Genomic DNA, 21,081 nt, shown 5'->3' with positions numbered 1-21,081 from the left:
CATACATTAGACGCGCTCTGAAAAGGCCACCGTGATTTGGCGCAACCCATGAACATCACAAAGAGCTCAATCCACCTCCGGGCTTATAAAATGTGCAACATCCACAGCACCCCAAGATAAACCACCCCTATCCCCAACGGCAGCACACAAAGCAGTCGAACCTGCGAAAAGAACGAAGGCACGGCGTCCACCGGAGTCGACTCCTCCAGTTGCTGCAACGTCATGACCATAACGCCTTCTGCTGCTGGCGCATTGAGTCGAGCCTGGATCAGGGGTTCGACTTCTTCGACTTTGCGCATCAGGGTCCGGCCCCAGGTGAACAGTGCCGCGCCGATGAAGATCAGCAGGTAGATCACCAGGAATTTCCAGTGGGGCGGGGTGCTCAGGTGGATGAAGTCGGGGGTCGGGCTGTTGTCCCAGAACCACTCCAGGGGCTGGGTGTTGTTGTGGACCATGGACACAAAGTCCTTGATCTGGCGGTTGAGGAGCGCCGCGGCGTCGCTGTAGCTGTTCATGCGCCAGTGGAGCATTTTCAGGGTGGAAAACACGGTGGAGATCAAGGCGCCGGTAAATAGCAATGCGCCTGCGGCGATGGACAGCCGGTATTTCAGTTGGGCCTGGGTGTAATTCATCTTTGCGTCCTGCGATGAAGAAAAGGGGCGCAATACTAATAGTTCGTCACCCCAGGTCGATAGGGGCGGTGCTGGTTCATGGGTTGGGGCCTCGAAGGTTTCAGCCGGCACGTCTGCGACGAACGTTACCGGCACCTCGGCCTCTGGAGCTGAGCGCCAACTACCGCTTCTGAAGGCGGACCCGAGACCAAAGCCCGGCACTGCCGGGCTTTTTTGTCTGCGCTCACCCGGCCCTGGTGCGTCTCCTATACTGATTCGCGCCGACAGGTTCACGCCGTACCCGAACGCCACCGCAACAGCCGTCAGTTCCCTGACAACTACCCCTCCCAGTCACTGCAAGGAGACCAACCATGGCAATCCGCATTGGCGACGAAGCACCCGATTTCACTGCCGACACCACCGAAGGTCCGCTGCACTTCCATGAGTGGATCGGCGATAAGTGGGCGATCCTGTTTTCCCATCCGAAGGACTTCACCCCGGTGTGCACCACTGAGCTCGGTTATATGGCCAGGCTCAAGCCGGAGTTCGACAAACGCAACACCAAGATTGTCGGGCTCAGTATCGACCCGGTCAGCGACCATAAGGCCTGGGTCGGCGACATCCAGGAAACCCAGGGGCATGCGGTCAACTACCCGATGATCGGCGACGAAAACCTGGTGGTGGCCAAGCTCTACGACATGATCCACCCCAATGCCAGTGGCGGCGCGCGCACCGCCGTGGACAACGCCACCGTGCGTTCAGTGTTCATCATCGGCCCGGACAAGAAGGTCAAGGCCATGCTGATCTACCCGATGAGCGCCGGGCGCAATTTCGATGAGGTGCTGCGCCTGCTCGATTCCCTGCAACTGAATGCCAAGCACACCGTCGCCACCCCGGTGAACTGGCGCCCGGGCGAGGATGTGATCATTCCCACCTCGGTATCCGACGAGGACGCCAGGAGGAAATACCCGCAAGGCTTCAAGACGCTGAAACCCTATCTGCGGGTCGTGGAGCAACCGAAGTAACGCCCACCGACAAGGGCTCGCTCGCGGAGCAGGCCTGCGGGAACGACGCTACGCCGGACAGGGTTCACCCGGCAGACCGCCGCGGCGCCGCAGTCACTTCCATGGGGTCGCTTTTAGCCAGGATGGGCAGCCACTGCCCATCCGCGGTTCGAACAGTCCGAATCAATACCGCTGGGCGCAGGTCGAACCCTGGGCGCGGCTGGATCTGTTGACGCTGATGCTCGATGAACGCTACCGGCGTATTGGCGTGAACCATGCACAGAATTTGTTGCCGATGAATGCTTGGCCGGTGCAGTAAGCTCGGCCGAGTCCTGGCGACTGCTGATCTCTATCACGCCGTCGTCCTGGGTCCGTGCAAGGCAAGTCGCTTTGGATTGTCCGCCCCCATGCTCTGCATCGGACTTGAAACCGATAAGATTCGCCAGCTCACACGGCATATGACGAGCAATGGCAAGGAGAAAACAGGATGGGCAAGATCAGGATAGCAACGCCGGCCGATGCTCCGGCCATTCAGGCAATCTACGCGCCTATGGTGTCGGATACGGTCATCTCGTTCGAGCTCATCCCGCCAACGATCGAGGAAATGGCGGGGCGGATCGAGGCGACACTGGCGACTTATCCCTACCTGGTAGCGGAGTTGGACGGCGCGGTCGTTGGTTATGCCTATGCCAGTCAGCATCGCGCCAGGGAGGCTTATCGCTGGTCGGTGGATGTCACGGTCTATATCGACCCCGCGGCACACCGCCGTGGCATTGGCCGCGCACTCTACCAGCGGCTCCTGCCGATCCTCGAGCAACAAGGCTTCCATGCCGCTTACGCCGGCATTGCCCAGCCCAACGCCGCCAGTGTTGGTCTTCATGAAGCACTGGGCTTCACCCATATCGGCACCTATCCCGAAGTGGGCTTCAAGCATGGGCAATGGCATGGTGTTGGTTACTGGCGCAAGCCGCTGAATACCGTGACGCCGCCGAGAGAAATCGTCGCGTTCAGCGAGGCGAGAGGATACGTGGAGCTGTAGGTCTGGATGAAGTCAGCCCGCGAGCGGGGCGCGCGGGCTGAGAGGCCATAGTGATGCACCGCAAACCCTCATGTTCTGACAAGCGCTATCCTTGAGCCTTCCTTCCGCTGCCAGAGCCCGCCCATGCTCGATGTACAAGCCGTCTGCAAAAGCTACGCCACGCCCCAGGGCCCGTTGACGGTGTTGCAGGGGGTCGACCTGCAGCTGGAGCAGGGCGGCAGCCTGGCGCTGATGGGCGAGTCGGGCAGTGGCAAGAGCACCTTGCTGCATTTGATCGCCGGCCTGGACAAGGTCGATCGCGGCAGCATCCGCATTGGCGACCAGCAGTTGGAGCGGATGAACGAAAACCAGCTGGCCAACTGGCGGCGGACCGAGGTCGGGCTGGTGTTCCAGCAGTTCAACCTGATCGGCAGCCTGCGGGTGGAGGACAACCTGGGGTTCCAGGCGCGGCTGGCCGGGCGTTTCGATGAACGCTGGCAGGCGCAACTGGTGGAGCGCCTGGGCCTGGGGGGGCTGTTGCGGCGCTACCCGGAGCAACTGTCTGGCGGCCAGCAACAGCGGGTGGCCCTGGGCCGCGCCCTGGCCGGCAAACCGCGGCTGCTGTTGGCCGACGAACCCACCGGCAGCCTCGACGAAGCCACCAGCGACGACGTGCTGCAGCTGTTGCTGGAGCTATTGGTCGATACCCCCACCAGCCTGTTGATGGTCACCCACAGCCAGCGCGTGGCCAGTCGCCTGGGGCGGATCGCGCTGCTGCATGGCGGGCGTCTGGCCGGCGCGGGCGAGCACTGAGGTGCGGGTTTTCTGGCACAGCCTGCGGGCGCTGCTCAGCCATTGGCGGCGGCACCCGGTGCAGTTTTTCAGTGTGCTGACCGGGCTGTGGCTGGCCACCAGCCTGTTGACCGGGGTGCAGGCGCTCAACAGTCAGGCGCGGGACAGTTACGCCAAGGCCAGCCAGTTGATCGGCGGCGCGCCCCAGTCCAGCCTGGCCACGACCAATGGCGCGCCGTTTTCCCAGGAGGCGTTCGTCGGCCTGCGCCGGGCCGGCTGGCCGGTGTCGCCGGTGGTGCAAGGCCGGCTGACGCTCAAGGGCCATGAGCAGCAGCGCCTGCAATTGCTGGGGATCGAGCCGCTGTCGTTGCCGGCTGGTTCGGTGGTCGCCGGCCAGGTGCTGGATTCCGCGCAAATGGTCGAATTCGTCAGCCCGCCGGGCAGCACCTGGATCGCCCCGCAGACCCTGCAAGCCCTTGGTTATCGCGAAGGCGATCGGCCGACCACCGCGAGCGGCCAGCCACTGCCGCCGCTGCACAGCCAGGCGGACATGGCCCCGGGGTTGCTGCTGGTGGACATCGGTTTTGCCCAGCCGCTGCTGGGCTTGCCGCAGCAGCTCTCACGGCTGCTGTTGCCGGCGGATTTCGCCGCCAGCGCGCCGGCCTTGCCCGATGCATTCAAGGGCCTGCTGGTGCTCAAGCGCGGCAGTGAGGAAAACGATCTGGCGCGCCTGACCGAGAGCTTTCACCTGAACCTCGATGCCCTGGGTTTCCTGTCGTTCCTGGTCGGCCTGTTTATCGTGCACGCGGCCATCGGCCTGGCCCTGGAGCAGCGGCGCGGCCTGCTGCGCACCCTGCGCGCCTGCGGAGTCAGCGCGCGGATGCTGATTGCCTGCCTCTGTGTCGAACTGGGCGGCCTGGCCTTGCTCGGCGGCCTGGCCGGGGTGCTCAGCGGCTACCTGCTGGCCAGCGTGCTGTTGCCGGATGTCGCCGCCAGCCTGCGCGGCCTGTATGGCGCCGAGGTGGCGGGGCAGTTGAGCCTGAGCCCCTGGTGGTGGTTCGGCGGCATTGGCCTGAGCCTGCTCGGCGCCTTGCTGGCGGGGGCCAACAGTCTGCTGCGGGCGGCGCGCCTACCGCTGCTGGCGCTGGCCGATCCCCAGGCCTGGCACCAGGCTTATGCGCGCTGGTTGCGGCGTCAGGCCTGGGTGGCGACGGCCCTGGCGGCGCTGGCTGGCGCGGCCTGGATCTGGGGCGACAGCCTGGGCAGCGGTTTTGTCCTGATGGCGGGCTTGCTATTGGGGGCGGCCCTGGGGCTGCCGGTGCTGCTCAATGCATTGCTCAGCGCACTGCTCGGGCGCAGCCGCTCGGTGCTCGGGCAGTGGTTCCTCGCCGATTGCCGGCAGCAGTTGCCGGCCCTGAGCCTGGCGTTGATGGCGCTGCTGCTGGCCCTGGCTGCGAATATCGGCGCCGGCAGCATGACCGCCGGCTTTCGCCAGACCTTCACCGACTGGCTCGACCAGCGCCTGAGCGCCGAGCTGTACATCAATCCGCAGACCCCGGCGCAGGCACAGGAACTGCAAGGCTGGTTGCCGGAACAACCTGCCATTGCCGCGGTACTGCCCGTCCGGCAGGTGGCGCTGCAACTGCAAGGCTGGCCGGCGGACTTGTACGGGGTGATCGACCATGCCAGCTACCGCCAGCACTGGCCCTTGCTCGAAGCCCTGGGCGAGCAGCCCTGGACCCAACTGGCCAGCGCCGACACGCTGATGCTCAGCGAACAGACCGCGCGCCGGCTCAAGGTGCGCCTGGGCGATCGGCTGGAGATTCCCGTGCCGGTGGGGCAGTGGGCGCCGCAAGTGGTGGCGATCTACGCCGACTACGGCAACCCCAGGGGCCATCTGCTGGTGAATGCCGAGCACCTGCTGGCGCACTGGCCGCAGCTGACGCCCAACCGCTTTAATCTGCGCCTCGAACCGTCCGCCGTGGCGCCGCTGGTAAGCGCCTTGCAGCAGCGCTTTGGCCTCGACGACAGCCGCATCGTCGAACAGGCGCAGCTCAAGGGCTGGTCGAGCCAGATATTCGAACGCACCTTCGCCGCCACCGCCGCGCTCAACAGCCTGACCCTGGGGGTGGCCGGCGTGGCGCTGTTTATCAGCCTGCTGACCCAGAGCCAGAGCCGCCTCGGCCAGCTCGCGCCGCTGTGGGCGCTGGGGGTGAGCCGGCGCCAGCTGATGCTGCTCAACCTCGGGCAGACCTGGCTGCTGGCGCTGCTGACCTTGCTCCTGGCGCTGCCGCTGGGCATCGCCCTGGCCTGGTGCCTGGACACGGTGATCAACGTCCAGGCCTTCGGCTGGCGCCTGCCGTTGCGGGTGTTCCCGCTGCAACTGGTGCAACTGCTGGCCCTGGCGGTATTGGCTACCTTGCTTGCATCGGCCTGGCCGTTGCTGCGGTTGTATCGCAGCCAGCCGGCGGATCTGCTCAGGACTTTCGCCCATGAAGATTGAACGGCTGCTTGGCCTGTTGCTGGTGGCAGCCCTGTGCGGTTGCGATAAAGGCGCCGAGCCGGCGCAAGGTTTCGCCGGCCTGGGCGAGGACGCCGCGGCGTTCACCCAGGTGGTGCCGGGGCGGGTGTTCAGCTTTCCGGCGGACCATGGTGTGCATGACGGTTTTCGCATTGAGTGGTGGTACCTCACCGCCGACCTCAAGGCCGGCGACGGCCAGCGCTTCGGCGTGCAGTGGACGCTGTTTCGCAGTGCCTTGCGCGCCGAGCCCGACCAGCCCGGCTGGCAGGCACCCAATGTCTGGCTCGGTCACGCCGCCGCCACCTCGGCCAACAGCCATCACGCCGCCGAACGTTATGCCCGCGGCGGAGTGGGGCAGGCCGGGGTGACGGTGCAGCCGTTCAAGGCCTGGATCGACGACTGGAGTTTTACCAGCCAGTCCGTCGACGCCGATCCTGACCCGCTGGCCCATATGCAATTGCAGGCCAGTGGCCCGGGTTTCGCCTACCGCTTGCAGTTGCGCAGCGATAAGCCCCTGGTGCTTCAGGGCGAGGGCGGCTACAGCCGCAAGTCCGAGCGGGGCCAGGCCTCCTATTACTACAGCCAGCCGTTTTTCCAGGCCACCGGCAGCCTGCAGATCGACGGCCAGACCTATGAGGTCAGCGGCCCGGCCTGGCTCGACCGCGAATGGAGCAGCCAGCCCCTGGCGGCCGGGCAGAGCGGCTGGGACTGGTTCTCCCTGCACCTGGACAGCGGCGAGCGGCTGATGCTGTTTCGCGTGCGGGAAAACCACAAGCCGCCCTACATCACCGGCACCTGGATCGAGCCCAACGGCCACGCCCGGACCCTGCACAAGGACGATATCCAGCTCACCCCGCTGGCGGACTCCAAGGTGGCCGGGCGCACGCTGCCCACCCGCTGGCGTCTGCGCATTCCTGGCCACGGCCTGGATATCAATGCCGAGGCACTCAACCCCAAGGCCTGGATGAACCTGCGCATTCCTTATTGGGAAGGCCCGGTGCAGTTGAGCGGCAGCCATTCCGGCAGCGGTTACCTGGAGATGACCGGTTATTAACGAGGTATTCGTGAGTACCAGTCATTAGTTATTTACCCAATATTCATTTATCTCTCGCGTCAAACTGTGAGTGGTTTTTTGTTGAACTAATAAAGTGTCGATTCATGATTTCGACTCAATATTCTTTTCCCCTGCGCAGCATTTATCTTTTTTCTCAAAGACGGAGAATTCGCTCAACTTAAATATCACTGAGGTTCTCCGTCATGTTCAGCCTGAAAAAATCCGCAGCCCTGTTCCTTACCTTGCTGGCCTTGTCTTCCGTGGTCGGCGTGCAGGCCGAGGAGTCCGGCGCCTTTGTCGAAAGAAACCGCGCACTGAGCGCGGGCTCGACGCAAAACTGAAGTTTCAAGTTCAAGCGGCCGCTGCTGGAAAGTAGGCGGCCGACTCTTTTGTGTGGCTGAAAACTGGGTTGCAAAGTTGTTCGCCAACCCCGGAGAAAGTTATGAAACCAGGATTATCTGCGATGAAATCCAAACCCATGAAGTTTGCCGCGTTGTCGGCCGTCAGCCTGGCGCTGCTGTCGGCGTTGTCCGGCTGCGGTCCGGATCAGGTACTGGCCCCGCCTGCGCCGCCGACGGTTTCGGTGAGCCAGCCGGTGAGCCGGCAGATCATCGATTGGGACAGTTTCACCGGACGTTTCGAGGCGACCGATTCGGTGGAAGTGCGTTCGCGGGTCAGCGGCTACCTGGAAAAGGTCGCCTTCACCGACGGCGCCATCGTCAAGAAGGGCGACCTGCTGTTCGTCATCGATTCGCGCTCCTTCCAGGCCGCGGTGGTCCAGGCCCAGGGCAAGCTGGCCCAGGTACGTTCGCAGCTGGCCCTGGCCGAGCAGGAGTATGCCCGGGCCAAGGTGCTGATCGAATCGAAGACCATTGCCCGCAGCCTGTATGACCAACGCTTGCAGGCGCGGCAGGCGGCCCAGGCCGAAGTCCTGAGCGCCGAAGGCGCCTTGAGCAATGCCCGGCTCGACCTGGAGTTCACGCGCATCACCGCGCCCATGAGCGGGCGGATCAGCCGCAAGCTGATCAGCGAAGGCAACCTGGTCAACGGCGGCAACAACAATGCGACCCTGCTGACCACCATCGTGTCCCTGGACCCCATCGACATCTACTTCGATATCGATGAGCAGAGCTACCTCAAGTACCGCCGCCAGGAGCAGGGCGCCGCGGGCCAGAACCCGGTGCGCATCGCCCTGCCGGGGCAGAGCGAGCCGACCCTGAGCGGGCGCATGGACTTCATCGACAACCGCCTCGACCCGTCCACCGGCACCCTGCGCCAGCGCGCCCGGGTGGCCAACCCGGATTTGCGCCTGAGCCCGGGGCAGTTCGGGCGTGTGCAGTTCTCCGGGCGCCCGAGTTATCAGGCGCTGTTGCTGCCGGACACGGCGATCAGCGTCGATGCCACGCGCAAGGTGGTCTATGTGCTCAATGCGCAGAACCAGGTGGAACTGCGTCCGGTACAACTGGGCAAGCTGCATGACGGCCTGCGCGAAGTCGCCAGCGGCCTGCTGCCCGAGGACCGGGTAATCGTCGACGGCATCCAGCGGGTGCGCGTCGGCGAGACCGCGACCGCCAGCGAGCAGGCCCTGGCGCTGGCGCCGAAGGCCCCGGCCAGCGAAGGAGCGCCGCTATGAACCTGGGGAAAATCTCCGTCGAACAGCCGGTGCTGGCGATCGTGCTGTCCATCGTGCTGATGATCGTCGGCGGCCTGGCCTACCTGATCCTGCCGACGTCCGAGTACCCGGACATCGCGCCGCCCACCGTGGTGGTGCAGGCGACCTACCCGGGCGCGTCGGCGCAGACCGTGGCCGAGACCCTGGCGATCCCCCTCGAACAGGAGGTCAACGGCGTCGAGGACATGCTCTACATGTACAGCCAGGCGACCTCCGATGGCAGCCTCAACCTGACCGTGACGTTCAAGAGCGGCACCGATGTCGACAAGGCCCAGGTGCTGGTGCAGAACCGCGTGGCCCTGGCCACGCCACGCCTGCCGGAGCCGGTACAGCGCAGCGGCGTGTCGGTGCGCAAGTCGTCGCCGACCCAGCTGTCGACCATCTTCATTTCCTCGCCCAAGGGCACCTACGACCAGCTCTACGTTTCCAACTTCGCTATCCGGACCGTCGCCGATACCCTCAAGCGCATCGACGGTGTGGGTGACATCAATCCGCTGGGCGCCCGTGAATACTCCATGCGCATCTGGCTCGACCCGGAGCGCGTGGCGTCCTTCAATCTGACGCCGGCGGACATCATTGCCGCGGTGCGCGCGCAGAACACCCAGGTGGCGGGCGGGGTGATCGCGCAACCGCCGGTGGCGTCCCAGGCCTTCCAGCCCAACCTGATTTTCGAAGGCCGCCTGAAAGAGCCAGCGGACTTCGACAACATCGTCATCAAGTCCGGCAGCGCCGGGCGCCTGGTGCGCCTGAAGGATGTGGCGCGCACCGAAATCGCCGGCCTGGCCTACGTCAACAACACCTATTACCTGCGCCATCCGGCCATCGGCTTGCAGGTGCTGCAACGTCCCGGCGCCAATGCCCTGGCCACCATGAAGGTGGTCGAGCAGACCATGCAGGACCTGAGCAAGGAATTCCCCGAAGGCATCGAATACAGCATTGGCTACAACCCCACCGCGTTCATCGCCGACAGCATCGGCGAGCTGGGCAAGACCATCTACGAGGCGGTGATCCTGGTAGTGCTGGTGATCCTGGTATTCCTGCAAGGCTGGCGTCCGTCGATCATCCCGATCCTGGCGATTCCGGTGTCGCTGGTGGGGACCTTCGCGGTCATGGCCATGCTCGGTTACTCGATCAACAACCTGACCCTGTTCGGCCTGGTGCTGGCGGTGGGCATCGTGGTCGACAACGCCATCGTCGTGGTGGAAAACGTCGAGCGCCATCTGGCCGAAGGCAAGAGCCCGTTGCAGGCCACGCTGATCACCATGCAGGAAATGGGTGGCGCGCTGGTGGCGATCACCCTGGTGCTCTGCGCGGTGTTCATTCCCACGGCGTTCATTCCGGGGATCTCCGGTGAGTTCTTCCGTCAGTTCGGCATCACCATCGCGGTGGCCACGGCGATCTCGCTGTTCAACTCGGTGACCCTGTCGCCGGCGCTGGCGGCAATGATTCTGCGACGCCACGACCCCAAGGCGCATCAGGCGCCACGGCGCGGTGTGGCCGGCCTGCTCACGCGCGCAGCGGAAGGTTTCAACCGCGGCTTCCTCAAGCTTTCGGTGGGGTATGCCGGCAGCGTGCGGGGGCTGGTGGCGCGGACTCCATTGATGCTGGCGATCTACGCGGTATTGATCGCGGTCACGGCTTACCTGCTGGTGTCCACGCCCAAGGGCTTCATTCCGGCCCAGGACCGCGGTTACCTGGTGGTGATCGTGCAACTGCCGGAAGGCGCTGCGCTGGAACGCACCAACGAGATTTCCCGGCAGATCGAAGCCATCGCCCTGCAGGTGCCGGGTGTCGATCGGGTGCCGACGTTCTCCGGATTCTCCATGGTCACCGGTACCAGCTCTTCCAACTCGTCCGGCCTGGCGCCGGTGTTCGAGCCCTGGTCCAAGCGCAAGCTGCGCGGCCTGACCTCGGACAAGATCGCCGCCGACCTGCGTGAGCGCCTGAAAGTGGTCAGCGGCGCGTCGGTGATTGTCGCCACGCCGCCTCCAGTCCAGGGCCTGGGCAGCACCGGCGGCTTCTCCATGCGCCTGCAGGACCGTGCCGGCCTGGGCAGCCAGGCCCTGGCCAAGGCCACCGAGCAACTGATCGCCGCGGCCAATGCGACCCAGGGCATGACCGGTGTCTACTCACCGTTCTCGGCCCGTACGCCGCAGGTGTTCGTCGAGCTGGACCGTGAGCGCGCCGAGATGCTCGGGGTGCCCAGCAGCCAGATCAATCAGGCCATCGAGACCTATTTCGGCTCGACCTACATCAACGACTTCAACCTGGTGGGCCGCACCTATCGGGTGACGGCCCAGGCAGACTTGCCGTACCGGGTCACGCCAGAGGACCTGGCGCGGGTCAAGGTGCGCAACGAGGCCGGTGACATGGTGCCGATCGCCAGCGTCACGCGGTTGCACGAGTCGCTGGGGGTCGAGCGTTTCCCACGCTACAACCTGTTCCCGACCGCGGAAATCAACGGCGACACCTTGCCCGGGCTGGGCTCCGACTTCGCCCTGCAAACCATGGAGCGCCTGGCCGAGCAAACCCTGCCACCGGGCATCACCTACCAGTGGACCGACCTGAGCTATCAGCAGACCACCGCCGGCAACATGGGCCTGCTGGTATTCCCGCTCTGTGTGATCTTCGTCTACCTGGTGCTGGCCGCGCAGTACGGCAGCTGGAGCCTGCCGCTGGCGATCCTGCTGATCGTGCCCATGTGCCTGCTGGCCGCCGCCGGTGGCGTGCGCCTGATGGGCCTGGACATCAACATACTGACCCAGATCGGTTTCATCGTGCTGGTGGGACTGGCGGCGAAAAACGCCATCCTGATCGTCGAGGTGGCGCGGCAGCAGGAGCAGGACGGGCAGGGCATCGTCGATGCCGTGGTGGAGGCGTGTCGCCTGCGCCTGCGACCGATCCTGATGACCTCCCTGGCCTTCATCCTCGGTGTGCTGCCGCTGGTGCTGTCCGAGGGCGCCGGTTCGGAAATGCGCCAGGCGGTCGGTTCGGCGGTGTTCTTCGGCATGATCGGCGTGACCCTGTTCGGCCTGCTGTTCACCCCGATCTTCTATGTCCTGATCCGCCGTCTCGCCGGGGGCGAGCGGCGGTTGCAGGCCCCATCCAGCGTCTCTGCTTCCGGAGTGGTCCATGAATAACCTGCTGCGTTTTCCCGCCCTGGCCTTTACCGCGGCGCTGCTTGCGGCCTGCGCCGCGCCGACCTTGCCACCGGCTGTCGAGGCGCCCGCCGGGCGTTTCGTCAATGCGCCGCAAATACCGGCGGCGGGCATTGCCGAGCAATGGTGGACGCTGTACCACGACCCCTTGCTCGACCGCCTGGTGGCGCGGGCGCTGGAGGAAAACCTCGACCTGCAGATCGCCCTGGCGCGGATCGATGCCAGTCGTGCCTTGCGCGGCGTCGCGGCCGCCGGCGCGAGCCCCGAGCTGAACCTGGGGGCCAGCGCCGCCCGGCAACGGATCTCGGCGGACCAGGCCGGGTTCAGCGACCCCTTGATTACCGAGCCGCTGAGCCTGGGTCTCGATGCCTCCTGGGAGATCGACCTGTTCGGGCGGATTCGCGAAGGCGTGCGGGCCGCCGATGCCGAGCTGCAGGCCAGCGCGGAAGAGGCGCGTGGGGTCAAGGTGGCGCTGGTCACTGAGGTGGTGCAGGCCTATGCCCAGGCGCGGGGGCTGGAAGAGCGCCTGAGCATTGTGCGGCAGAACGCCGAGAGCCAGAGCCGCACCCTGCAACTGACCGAGCAGCTGTATGCGGCGGGCAGCAGCCCGCAGGCCGATCTGCTGCGGGCGCGTTCCCAGTCGGAATCCACTGCGGCCCAGGTGCCGGCCCTGCAACTGGAGTGGCAGCGCTCGTTGCACCGCCTGGCAGTGTTGCTGGCGCAGCCGAGCGAGGCGCTGTACCAACAGTTCGCCGCCAGCCCGGCGCAACTGAGCGAGGTGGATCTGGTGGCTGCCGGCACCCCGGCCGACCTGCTGCGTCGGCGTCCCGACATCCGTGCCGCCGAGGCCCGGCTGATCGCTGCCTACGCGCGGGTCGGGGTGGCCAAGGCCGACCTGCTGCCGCGCCTGAGCCTGTCGGCGGCCCTGGGCTCGCTGGTCGATGGTGTCAGTGCCGCGAACCTGGCCAGCTCGACTTTCTGGCTGGCCGGTATCAATGCCAGCGTGCCGCTGCTGGACGGCGGACGCCGGCGCGCGGTGGTGGAACTGCGCGATGCCGAGGGGCGCCAGGCCTTGCTCGGCTATCGCCGTACCGTGCTCGGCGCGGTGGCGGAAGTCGAGTCGGCCCTCGCCGCGGCCCGGCGCAATGCCGAGAGCCAGCAGCATCTGGCCAGTGCCGCGGCGCAGGCCAGTTCGGCGGCGCAGCAGATCCAGCGCTCCTGGGCCGCCGGCGAGGCGCCGTTTCTCGATGTGTTGCAGGCCCAGCGGGTCGAACTCACGGCACAGAACGCGCTGTCGCGGATCAAGACCGCGCAGTTGCAGAACCAGGCTGTGCTGGTGCGGGCGCTCGGTGGTTGAACAGGGAGCAACGAATCTGTGGTTCGCGGCGGCATGGGCATTTACAGCGTCTATGCTCAAGCGGCACCGCGCACCTGAAAGGCGCGGGTCTTGTCTTCAATTACAAGGATGAATGTCTATGAAGCCGCTTCACTCTCTGGCCAAAGCCGTTGCCTTGGCCACTCTGTTGTCCGCTGCCAGCCTGCATGCTTACGCCGCCGACATTCCGTTGGCCGGTACCGTGGAGGCCGATGAACTGGTGACCAAGGTGCTCTCCGTGGATGCCGCCAAGCATCGCGTGGTGCTGGAAGGCGCCCAGGGCCAGCCGGTGCATGTGCAACTCAGCGATCAGGCCAAGGACCTGGGCAATTTGAAGGTGGGCGATCAGGTCAATGTGCGGGTCACCCACGCGGTAGTGGCGGTGCTGGACACCGATGTGGAAAAAGGCCTGCCGAACTCCGCTGAGCGTGCCGGGGTGGTTCGCGCCACCAAGGACAACCCCAACCCGGGCGGCGAAGCCTATCGCCAGGTGCAGGTGCAACTGAAGATCACCGACATCGACCTGAAGAACAACCAGCTGACCTTCCAGGGGCCGGCGGGCAACAAGAAGGTCCTGGACGTGGAGAAACCGGAAGTCCAGGCCCGCCTGAAAGACCTCAAGGTCGGCCAGAGTGTGGTGGTGACCTACACCGATGTGTTGCAAGTCACGACACAGCACGAAGGTTGACTGAGACCGGGCGCTGGTCGCTGTGGCGGCCGGCGCGCCGGATCTCGGGAGGTCCGTGCGGGGAGTTGAACGAAGGTGAGCGGAATGACAAATTTTCCGTCAGCTTTGTGTTCAGAATTCTTCAGAATATGTGCACGGACTTTCTTTTCCTGTTCGATTAAAATAGTTCTCGTTCGCCCGGTGCAAGGGCTCTTTACCGGTGCATGGATTGCCAGGCCAGAGCACTGGGCGAACACCCTCTTCGGGGTTCCCGCCCCACGATTTCCGTAACGCCGCTCATGCCACCCGCACAGGTTCGACGCCTGTTGCCAGCGGTTGCCAAGAGCGCTCGGCTCCCCCTCCAGCAAGACGCCTTAGCGACACAGCCGCCTGCTGCATTGCCTGTCGCCTTGGCCAGCTTCAGCCTCGGGGCACGGTGGTGCACAGCTGCAGGCCCAGCGCGCGCATGACCTTGACCACGGTATCGAAGCGCGGCTTGGCTCCCGGGGCAAAAGCCTTGTAGAGGCTGGCCCGGCCCTGGCCGGTGGTCTTGGCAATCTGCGTCATGCCCCGGGCCCTGGCGACATGGCCCAGGGCGCGGATCAGTTCGTCGGTATCGCCATCGGCCAGGACCTGGGACAGGTATTCGCTGATCGCCTGGTCGCTGTCGAGCAGGGCGGCGATGTCGAAGGGAACCAGTGTGTCGGACATATCAGAACTCCTTGGCCAGGGAACGGGCCTGGCAGATATCGGCAGGCTGGCTGGACTTGTCGCCACCCAGCAGCAGGACGATGAGGGTATTGCCGCGAACCGTGAAATAGAGGCGGTAGCCGGCGCCTGTATTCACGCGCATTTCCGAGAGACCGCCGCCGAGGTTTTTCACATCGCCCAGGTTGCCCGCCGACGCCCGCTCGATACGCCGAGCGATGGCTATCCTGGCGCGCAGGTCCCGTAGTGTGGTGTGCCATTGGGCAAAGACGGTCGTCTGCAGGATCTCGTAATCCATGAGGACTGTATCCATATAGAGACAAAATAAAAAGGGGTAACGACCCCCAGGCGACTGACGGTGCACCTGAAGGCGTCATGGGAAGGTAAGCAGGAGGGGAGTGGGCGAGGCGGGCTGTTTCGTATCGGCATGTTGTCGATCAGGGCTGGCGAAACACCCTGTAGCCATTGCCCTGCAGCGAGTGCGAAAAAGGGCCAGCATCAGCCGTTCTGGCTGATGCTGTGGGACGCAAAATCAGAGAGTGGGCAGGCCCAGCGCCGCGGCGCATTCCTGGAGCGAGCGCTGTTGGGTGTCGGCGTACAGCTGCAGTTCATCGATGGTCGGGCGCCCCAGGGCCCGCTCGAAAGCCTGCCGGTTGGAGTGGCCGGCGTAGTGGCTTTGCGCATCGTCGCCCAGGTTGGACTGGAAGATCCCGGCGGCGCTGACCGGCAGGAAGTCCTCGTACACCAGCGGCTCGGCCCGCACATGCCCGGCGCGGATCAGCGCCTCCAGGCTCGTCGGCCGATCCGCCTGCTGGCGCGCGGCCAGGCCCTGGTCGCTGACGAAGTAGCGGAAGTACGCCAGGCCCTGTTCACGCATGGCTTCATGGTTGTCGGGAAAGGCGCGGAAGTGCTCGGCCATCAGTGTGTTGTAACGCTGGGCGTTGGCTTCGTTGGGGAAGTCCCCGAGGGCGTCGCGTGCAGCGTTCAACAGTTGGTCGTACAGCGCCCGGCCTTTGGGGGTGAGGGCGGCGCCGCGCTGTTCGATCTCGCCGAAGCGCGCGCTGTGGCTGCCGCGGCTGTCGGGCTGGTCGGTGAAGGATACGGCTTCCTCCAGCGCCTTGAAGCTGGTCTGACGCAGCAGGATCGGGCATTTCCGGCGCGGCGGGCCTTCGATCACCGCCTTGGGCGTGATGCCGTGGGCGGGCATCAGCGCTTGCACCTGGTCGATGTCCAGGGTGCGTGGCGTCAGGTGGTTGATGTGCGGCCCCTTGAACGCCACCACGTCGGCGATCAGCCGGTGCTGGGCGCTCAGTTGCTGATACTGCCCGGCCGTGACCGTGGCGCTGTGGTGCCAGCGGAAGGTTTCCAGGGCCTGCTCGACGAATTCCTCGGCGGCGCGGTCATCGAGGCCGCCCTGGGTTTCGGCCTGATCGATCAGGGCCAGGGCGCGCGGGGTGAAAATGCTCCGGCGCGCCAGCACCGATTCGGCGAAGTCGCGCAGCTGCGGGTTGTCGATCAGCTCCAGGCGCAGCAGCGAGGTGAAGACCCGGAACGGGCTGACCTGCAGGGCGCTCTCATGCACCGCGCGAAAGGCCGTGGAATGCACCGGCACGCCGGCCGGGGTGAGGTCGTAGTAACCCACCGGCTGCATGCCCATCACCGCGAACAGCCGGCCCAGGGTCGCCAGTTCCGTGGCGGTACCGACGCGAATGGCGCCGTGGCGTTCCAGGTCCAGGCGCTGGATTTCGCCGGTGCTGCGCAGCTGGCGGGCGATCCTCTCGTCGCTGCCCAGGACCCCGGCGTTGACCTGGGCCACCAGCTCCATCAGGGCGCCGTACAGCGGCACTTCCTCGCGGTACATGTCCGACATCGCCCGTGAAAAACGTTGGCGGATCAGGTCTGGGCTGACGAAGCTCTGCAGGCTCATAAACAAGGATTCCCGGCGTAGTGAGACAAAGAGGGTAGCGGTGTTGGCTGGGCCTGATTCTGGTCGGCGCGGGGTGTGCTGACAAACGAAGTTTCTTCCGGACTTCATTCTGCAAATGAATGCAGGCGGGCAGGGCGGCTGCACGGTTTGCCCTGGGCGGGCATGGGCCCTCGCGGCCAGGCGAGCCGTAGCGGTTTCCGGGGGGCTGAGTGGTGATGGCTATTTGCCGTTGCGCTGATAGACTTCTGAACACGACCGCATCCCATGGCTTGCGTACCGTTCAACGGAGGCGACTTGGCCTTGACGCCGCACAATGGAGGAAAGGGACTTTCACTGGCCAGGAGGCTATACAAGACGCGAATTCTGGGGCTGGCCCTCGGTTTCCTTTGCGTGTCCGCGGGCATGTACCCGCTGCGCCCGCCGCCCTGGGTCTGGGCGTTCATGCTGTTCAATGCCTTCATCTGGCCGCACCTGGCGTACCAGTGGGCGCGCCGCTCGGCAGTGCCGTTTCGCGGCGAGCATCGCAACCTGTTGATGGATGCCTTCCTCGGCGGGTTCTGGGTGGCGGCCATGCACTTCAACCCGCTGCCGACCACCACCACCCTGTCGCTGATGGCGATGAACAATATCGCCCTGGGCGGCGTGCCGTTTTTCCTTGCCGGTTGCCTGGCGCAAGCGCTGGGGATCGCTGTCGGGCTGCTGCTGTTCGGCGTCGGGTTCGTGGCCCAGAGCAGTGCGCTGCAACTCTATGCCTGCCTGCCGATGCTGACCCTGTATCCGCTGGCCCTGGGGTTTATCTGCTACCAGCAGGCCAATGTCCTGTCCCGGCACAAACGCGAATTGCTGGCCCTGAGCCGCACCGACAGCCTGTCGGGCCTGCTCAATCACGGGGCCTGGAAGGACCAGTTGGAAATCGAGTTCCAGCGTTGCCGGCGCCAGGCCTCGACCCAGAACCAGGGCGGCGCCATCGCGCTGATCGACATCGACCATTTCAAGGCCATCAACGACACCTACGGCCATGTCGCCGGCGACATTGTGTTGCGCCAGCTGAGCAAGCTGCTCAAGCAGAACCTGCGGATCAGCGACCAGGCCGGACGCTACGGTGGCGACGAGTTCTGCGTGATCCTGCCGGACGTGCCGCTGGAGCATGCCGCCGAACTGATGGAGGCCTTGCGTTGCCGTTTCGGCGGATTGGGCTATGAGCAGAATCCGGCCCTGCAGGTCAGCCTGAGCATCGGCCTGGCCGCCTATTCCCCGGACCACAGCGATGCCCTGGACTGGTTGAACGATGCCGACCAGGCTTTGTACGAGGCGAAAACCACCGGCCGCAACAAGGTCAGCTGCCGCCGCGGCGACCACTCGCCAAAGGCCCTGCTGAACTCCTTGTGAGGCCGCTCGCAGAGCATTGCGCCAGCATGGAGGGTGGCGAATTTGTCAGGTAGGGTGGGCGGGCACCTTCCGACACGAAACAAGGACCGATTCATGACGCAGACTTCCCCTCGCTCATTGCTGGCCGCCCGTATCGGCCTGACCCTTGCCCTTGGCCTGCTGGCCACCCACGCCAGTGCCGCCCCCCACCCCCAGGTACAGAACGATGCGCAGCAATACCAGGGCGACGCCCTGAAACTGCTGGAGCGCCTGGTGAACATCGACTCGGGCTCCGGCTACGAGGCGGGGCTGAACCAGGTGAGCGACATCGCCATCGCCGAGCTGGAAAAACTCGGCGCCAGCATCGAAAAAGTCCCCAACGGCGCTGCCGGCGGCAGCCATGTGCTGGCCACCCTCAAGGGCACCGGCAAGGCCAGGATCCTGCTGATGGCGCACATGGACACGGTGTTCAAGGAAGGCACCGCGGCCGAGCGGCCGTTCCGCATCCAGGACGGTCGCGCCTACGGCCCCGGGGTGATGGACGACAAGGGCGGCATCGTCGCCGGGATCTATGCGCTGAAGGTCCTGGATAACCTCAAGTTCAAGGACTACGCACAGATCACCTTCCTGCTCGACGCCAGCGAGGAAACCGGTTCCGAGATCGCTACCGACTTGATCAAGAAAACCGCCAAGGCCCACGACGTGACCTTGAACCTGGAACCGGGGCGCCCGGCCGATGGCCTGGTGGTGTGGCGCAAGGGCAGCGCCACGGCGCTGGTCGAGGTCAAGGGCAAGGCGGCTCACGCCGGCGTCGCGCCGGAGCTGGGGCGCAACGCGGCGATGGAAGCGGCGCACCAGATCCTGCAACTGGGCAAGCTGGGGGATGAAGCGAAGAAAACCACCATCAACTTCACCGTGCTCAAGGCCGGCGATCGCACCAACGTGATTCCCGACCAGGCCACCGCCAAGGCGGATGTGCGGGCGGCGGTGCCGGAGGAGTTCGACCGCATCGAGAAGGACCTGGCGCGGGTGTCGGCCAACAAGCTGATCGCCGACACTGAGGTCAAGACCACCTTGCAACGCGGCTTGCCGCCGATGCCGCAGACCGAGAAGTCCGATGCGCTGGTGGCCATGGCCCAGGGCATCTACGGCGAGCTGGGGCGCAAGCTGACCATCGAGGGCAGCGGCGGGGCGGCGGACTCCAGCCTGTCGGCCGGCGTCGGTACGCCGACCCTGGATGGCTTCGGCATCGTCGGCGGCAATATCCACACCCCCGAGGAATACGCCGAAGTCGAGAGCGTGGCGCCGCGCATCTACCTGCTGGCGCGGATGATCATGGAGCTGTCGGCCAAGCAGTGATTGCAGGAACAGACGCACTGCATTTTCTGCATGGCCGGACCCTGTAGCCGTGTAGCCGTGTAGCCGTGTAGCCGTGTAGCCGTGTAGCCGTGTAGCCCTGTAGCCCTGTAGCCGCTGCCGAGCCCGCGAGGCTGCGATCGACTGCGCAGCAGGCGCAAGGATCTCAAGATCGCTGGAGGACCTGCGGTCCTGTCGCAGCCTCGCGGGCTCGGCAGCGGCTACAGGGGTGGCGACAGGCGCCCCCGATCCCTCTGCCTATACTCGAAAGCCTCGTCCCCCACAGCGGAGCTTTCAATGAGCAGCAACCACCTCACCGAATACTCTGACGCCAGCCCCGAAGTGCGGGCGGTGTTCGATGACATCATGCGTACCCGTCAGGTCGACCAGGTGAACAACTTCTGGAAATGCCTGGCGGCCCATCCGCCGACCCTGCGGCGTACCTGGGAGAGCCTCAAGGAGATCATGGCGCCGGGGGCGCTCGATCCGTTGACCAAGGAGCTGATCTACGTGGCGGTCAGCGTCACTAACAACTGCCCGTATTGCATCGCTTCGCACACCGCCGCGGCGCGCAAGGCAGGGATGACAGAGGCGATGTTCGGCGAGTTGCAGGCGGTGGTCGGCATGGCCAACGAAACCAATCGCCTGGCCAACGGCTACCGGGTGCCGCTGGATGATGCGTTCAAGCTTGAATGAGCCTGTGACCCGCAGGGCTGCGGCCCTCGGCGCTGCTCGTATCGGCCAGCGCCGTCATCAGGTTTTCAGGCCGCCGCTGCCTTGGCCTGGGTGGCGAGCAGCGGCACGGCGCGCACCAGGTCGCCGGGTTGCAGTTGCAGGCGCTTGGCGCTGAGGCGGTCCACCAGCAGGCAGCCGGACACCAGGCGGCCGCGGGCGCTGGTGACGCGGCAGCTTTCCAGGCGGCGGTTGTGGATCAGCCAGGTCGGCGCATCGTCGTCCGGGGTGCCCACCAGCAGCGGCAGCACCTGGCTTTCGCGCACCGCGCGGACTTTGCTCAGCTCGGCCTCGATCACCGGCCCGCCGTCGAAGATGTCGATATGGCCCTGATGGGCAAACCCTTCGTGGCGCAGGATGGCCAGCGCCGCCTCGGCGTTTTCGTGAGCCTGGCCGATCGCGGCCTGGGCCGGTTCGCTGAGCAGGCAGGTGTACAGCGGCTGGCGCGGCAGCAGTTCGGCGATAAAGGGTTTGTGGCCGAGGCTGGAGAGGTGGTCGGCCTGGACGAAATCCATCTGCAGAAAGTGCCGGCCCAGGCTGTTCCAGAAGGGCGAGCAGCCGTTCTCGTCGCCCTTGCCGCGCAGCTCGGCGATCAGCTTGTCGCCGAACAGGTGCGGGAACTCGGCGACGAACAGCAGGCGCGCCAGGGACAGCAGACGGCCGTTGCTGTCACGGCGCTGGTCGGGGCGCAGGAACAGCGAGCAGAGCTCCGATTGGCCGGTCATTTCATTGTTCAGGAACAGGGTCGGGATCTGCCGCCGGATCCCCAGGTTCGGCGCCGAATTGACGGTCATGCCGACCCGGTAGCTGTACCAGGGTTCGCGCAGGCCCACGGCGCCGGTCAGGGCGCTGATGCCGACCACTTGCTGGTCGTCGTCTTCGAGCACGAACAGGTAGTCGGCGTCGGCCCGTTCCACTTGCTCGGCAAAGGTCCGCTGGGCCCAGCGGATCCGATGGGTCAGGCGATCCTGGTTGGCCGGCAGAGTGGTCAGCCCCAGGCCCGCGCGCTGGGCCAGGGCCATCAGCGCGGGCAAGTCAGTCATGCGTACCGGGCGAACGATCATGATGCAGCTCCTTCTGCGCGCCTGTTGTGGCGGCGAATGCAAACGTGTCCGGGA

General features: G+C 65.3%; 18 protein-coding genes. 13 read left to right on the top strand and 5 right to left on the bottom strand.

The window, feature by feature from the left end; translation table 11 throughout:
- Positions 1–83: 83 nt before the first annotated feature.
- Positions 84–632: a YniB family protein gene (locus DK261_RS06490; protein WP_110175427.1), complete on the bottom strand. Its 549-nt coding sequence runs from the start codon at positions 630–632 to the stop codon at positions 84–86.
- A 350-nt stretch (positions 633–982) separates the two neighbouring features.
- Between DK261_RS06490 and DK261_RS06485 the strand changes: the two genes are divergently transcribed.
- The 10 genes from DK261_RS06485 (at position 983) to DK261_RS06445 (ending at position 13,893) form a co-directional block, all read left to right on the top strand.
- Positions 983–1,636, top strand: a complete 654-nt coding sequence (locus DK261_RS06485) for a peroxiredoxin (protein ID WP_110175426.1) — start codon at positions 983–985, stop codon at positions 1,634–1,636.
- A gap of 466 nt (positions 1,637–2,102) precedes the next feature.
- The gene (locus tag DK261_RS06480; RefSeq protein ID WP_028682904.1) at positions 2,103–2,654 is read left to right on the top strand and encodes an arsinothricin resistance N-acetyltransferase ArsN1 family B; all 552 of its coding nucleotides are present in this window, start codon (positions 2,103–2,105) and stop codon (positions 2,652–2,654) included.
- A 123-nt stretch (positions 2,655–2,777) separates the two neighbouring features.
- Positions 2,778–3,446 (top strand): ABC transporter ATP-binding protein, encoded by a 669-nt coding sequence (locus DK261_RS06475; RefSeq protein ID WP_110175425.1) that lies wholly within the window; start codon positions 2,778–2,780, stop codon positions 3,444–3,446.
- On the top strand, positions 3,412–5,928 hold the full coding sequence (locus DK261_RS06470) for an FtsX-like permease family protein (protein WP_256597551.1): 2,517 nt from the start codon (positions 3,412–3,414) through the stop codon (positions 5,926–5,928). Before DK261_RS06475 ends, DK261_RS06470 begins: the two co-directional genes overlap by 35 nt.
- Entirely contained in the window at positions 5,918–7,000 is a 1,083-nt protein-coding gene (locus tag DK261_RS06465) for a lipocalin-like domain-containing protein (RefSeq protein ID WP_110175424.1), read from the top strand. The genes DK261_RS06470 and DK261_RS06465 overlap by 11 nt, the downstream gene beginning before the upstream one ends.
- Positions 7,001–7,203: 203 nt before the next feature.
- A complete protein-coding gene (locus DK261_RS33145) occupies positions 7,204–7,341 on the top strand; it encodes a hypothetical protein (protein ID WP_016705072.1) in 138 nt (45 codons plus the stop codon).
- A gap of 101 nt (positions 7,342–7,442) precedes the next feature.
- The gene (locus tag DK261_RS06460) at positions 7,443–8,633 is read left to right on the top strand and encodes an efflux RND transporter periplasmic adaptor subunit (protein WP_038631359.1); all 1,191 of its coding nucleotides are present in this window, start codon (positions 7,443–7,445) and stop codon (positions 8,631–8,633) included.
- On the top strand, positions 8,630–11,812 hold the full coding sequence (locus DK261_RS06455; RefSeq protein WP_110175423.1) for an efflux RND transporter permease subunit: 3,183 nt from the start codon (positions 8,630–8,632) through the stop codon (positions 11,810–11,812). The genes DK261_RS06460 and DK261_RS06455 overlap by 4 nt, the downstream gene beginning before the upstream one ends.
- Positions 11,805–13,187, top strand: a complete 1,383-nt coding sequence (locus DK261_RS06450; protein ID WP_009048175.1) for an efflux transporter outer membrane subunit — start codon at positions 11,805–11,807, stop codon at positions 13,185–13,187. The genes DK261_RS06455 and DK261_RS06450 overlap by 8 nt, the downstream gene beginning before the upstream one ends.
- A gap of 118 nt (positions 13,188–13,305) precedes the next feature.
- Positions 13,306–13,893 carry a hypothetical protein gene (locus tag DK261_RS06445; RefSeq protein ID WP_009048176.1) on the top strand — a complete coding sequence of 196 codons (588 nt, stop codon included), beginning with the start codon at positions 13,306–13,308 and terminating at the stop codon, positions 13,891–13,893.
- Positions 13,894–14,292: 399 nt separating this feature from the next.
- Here DK261_RS06445 and DK261_RS06440 read toward each other — a convergent pair whose 3' ends face one another.
- The 3 genes from DK261_RS06440 to DK261_RS06430 all read right to left on the bottom strand — a co-directional run bounded on the left by DK261_RS06440 (position 14,293) and on the right by DK261_RS06430 (position 16,507).
- Positions 14,293–14,583 carry an addiction module antidote protein gene (locus DK261_RS06440; RefSeq protein ID WP_038631365.1) on the bottom strand — a complete coding sequence of 97 codons (291 nt, stop codon included), beginning with the start codon at positions 14,581–14,583 and terminating at the stop codon, positions 14,293–14,295.
- A gap of 1 nt (position 14,584) precedes the next feature.
- Positions 14,585–14,878 (bottom strand): type II toxin-antitoxin system RelE/ParE family toxin, encoded by a 294-nt coding sequence (locus DK261_RS06435; RefSeq protein WP_016705075.1) that lies wholly within the window; start codon positions 14,876–14,878, stop codon positions 14,585–14,587.
- Between the two features lie 234 nt (positions 14,879–15,112).
- Positions 15,113–16,507, bottom strand: coding sequence for a VOC family protein (locus DK261_RS06430; protein WP_110175422.1), 1,395 nt, complete (start codon positions 16,505–16,507; stop codon positions 15,113–15,115).
- Between the two features lie 264 nt (positions 16,508–16,771).
- On the opposite strand from DK261_RS06430, the gene DK261_RS06425 reads away from it, so the two are divergent.
- The 3 genes from DK261_RS06425 to DK261_RS06415 all read left to right on the top strand — a co-directional run bounded on the left by DK261_RS06425 (position 16,772) and on the right by DK261_RS06415 (position 19,927).
- Complete coding sequence (locus tag DK261_RS06425; RefSeq protein WP_009048180.1) at positions 16,772–17,896, top strand: diguanylate cyclase; 1,125 nt, start codon at positions 16,772–16,774, stop codon at positions 17,894–17,896.
- 93 nt (positions 17,897–17,989) lie between these two features.
- Positions 17,990–19,234 carry a M20/M25/M40 family metallo-hydrolase gene (locus DK261_RS06420; protein ID WP_101282104.1) on the top strand — a complete coding sequence of 415 codons (1,245 nt, stop codon included), beginning with the start codon at positions 17,990–17,992 and terminating at the stop codon, positions 19,232–19,234.
- Positions 19,235–19,528: 294 nt separating this feature from the next.
- Positions 19,529–19,927, top strand: coding sequence for a carboxymuconolactone decarboxylase family protein (locus DK261_RS06415; protein ID WP_110175421.1), 399 nt, complete (start codon positions 19,529–19,531; stop codon positions 19,925–19,927).
- 65 nt (positions 19,928–19,992) lie between these two features.
- Here the strand turns inward: DK261_RS06415 and astA are convergent, their stop codons facing one another.
- On the bottom strand, positions 19,993–21,027 hold the full coding sequence (astA, locus tag DK261_RS06410; RefSeq protein WP_009048183.1) for an arginine N-succinyltransferase: 1,035 nt from the start codon (positions 21,025–21,027) through the stop codon (positions 19,993–19,995).
- Between the last annotated feature and the right edge of the window lie 54 nt (positions 21,028–21,081).

The sequence above is a fragment of the Pseudomonas sp. RW409 genome (assembly GCF_003184125.1).
Lineage (GTDB): Bacteria > Pseudomonadota > Gammaproteobacteria > Pseudomonadales > Pseudomonadaceae > Aquipseudomonas > Aquipseudomonas chlororaphis_I.
This window is presented reverse-complemented; position numbering and strand designations above follow the sequence as displayed.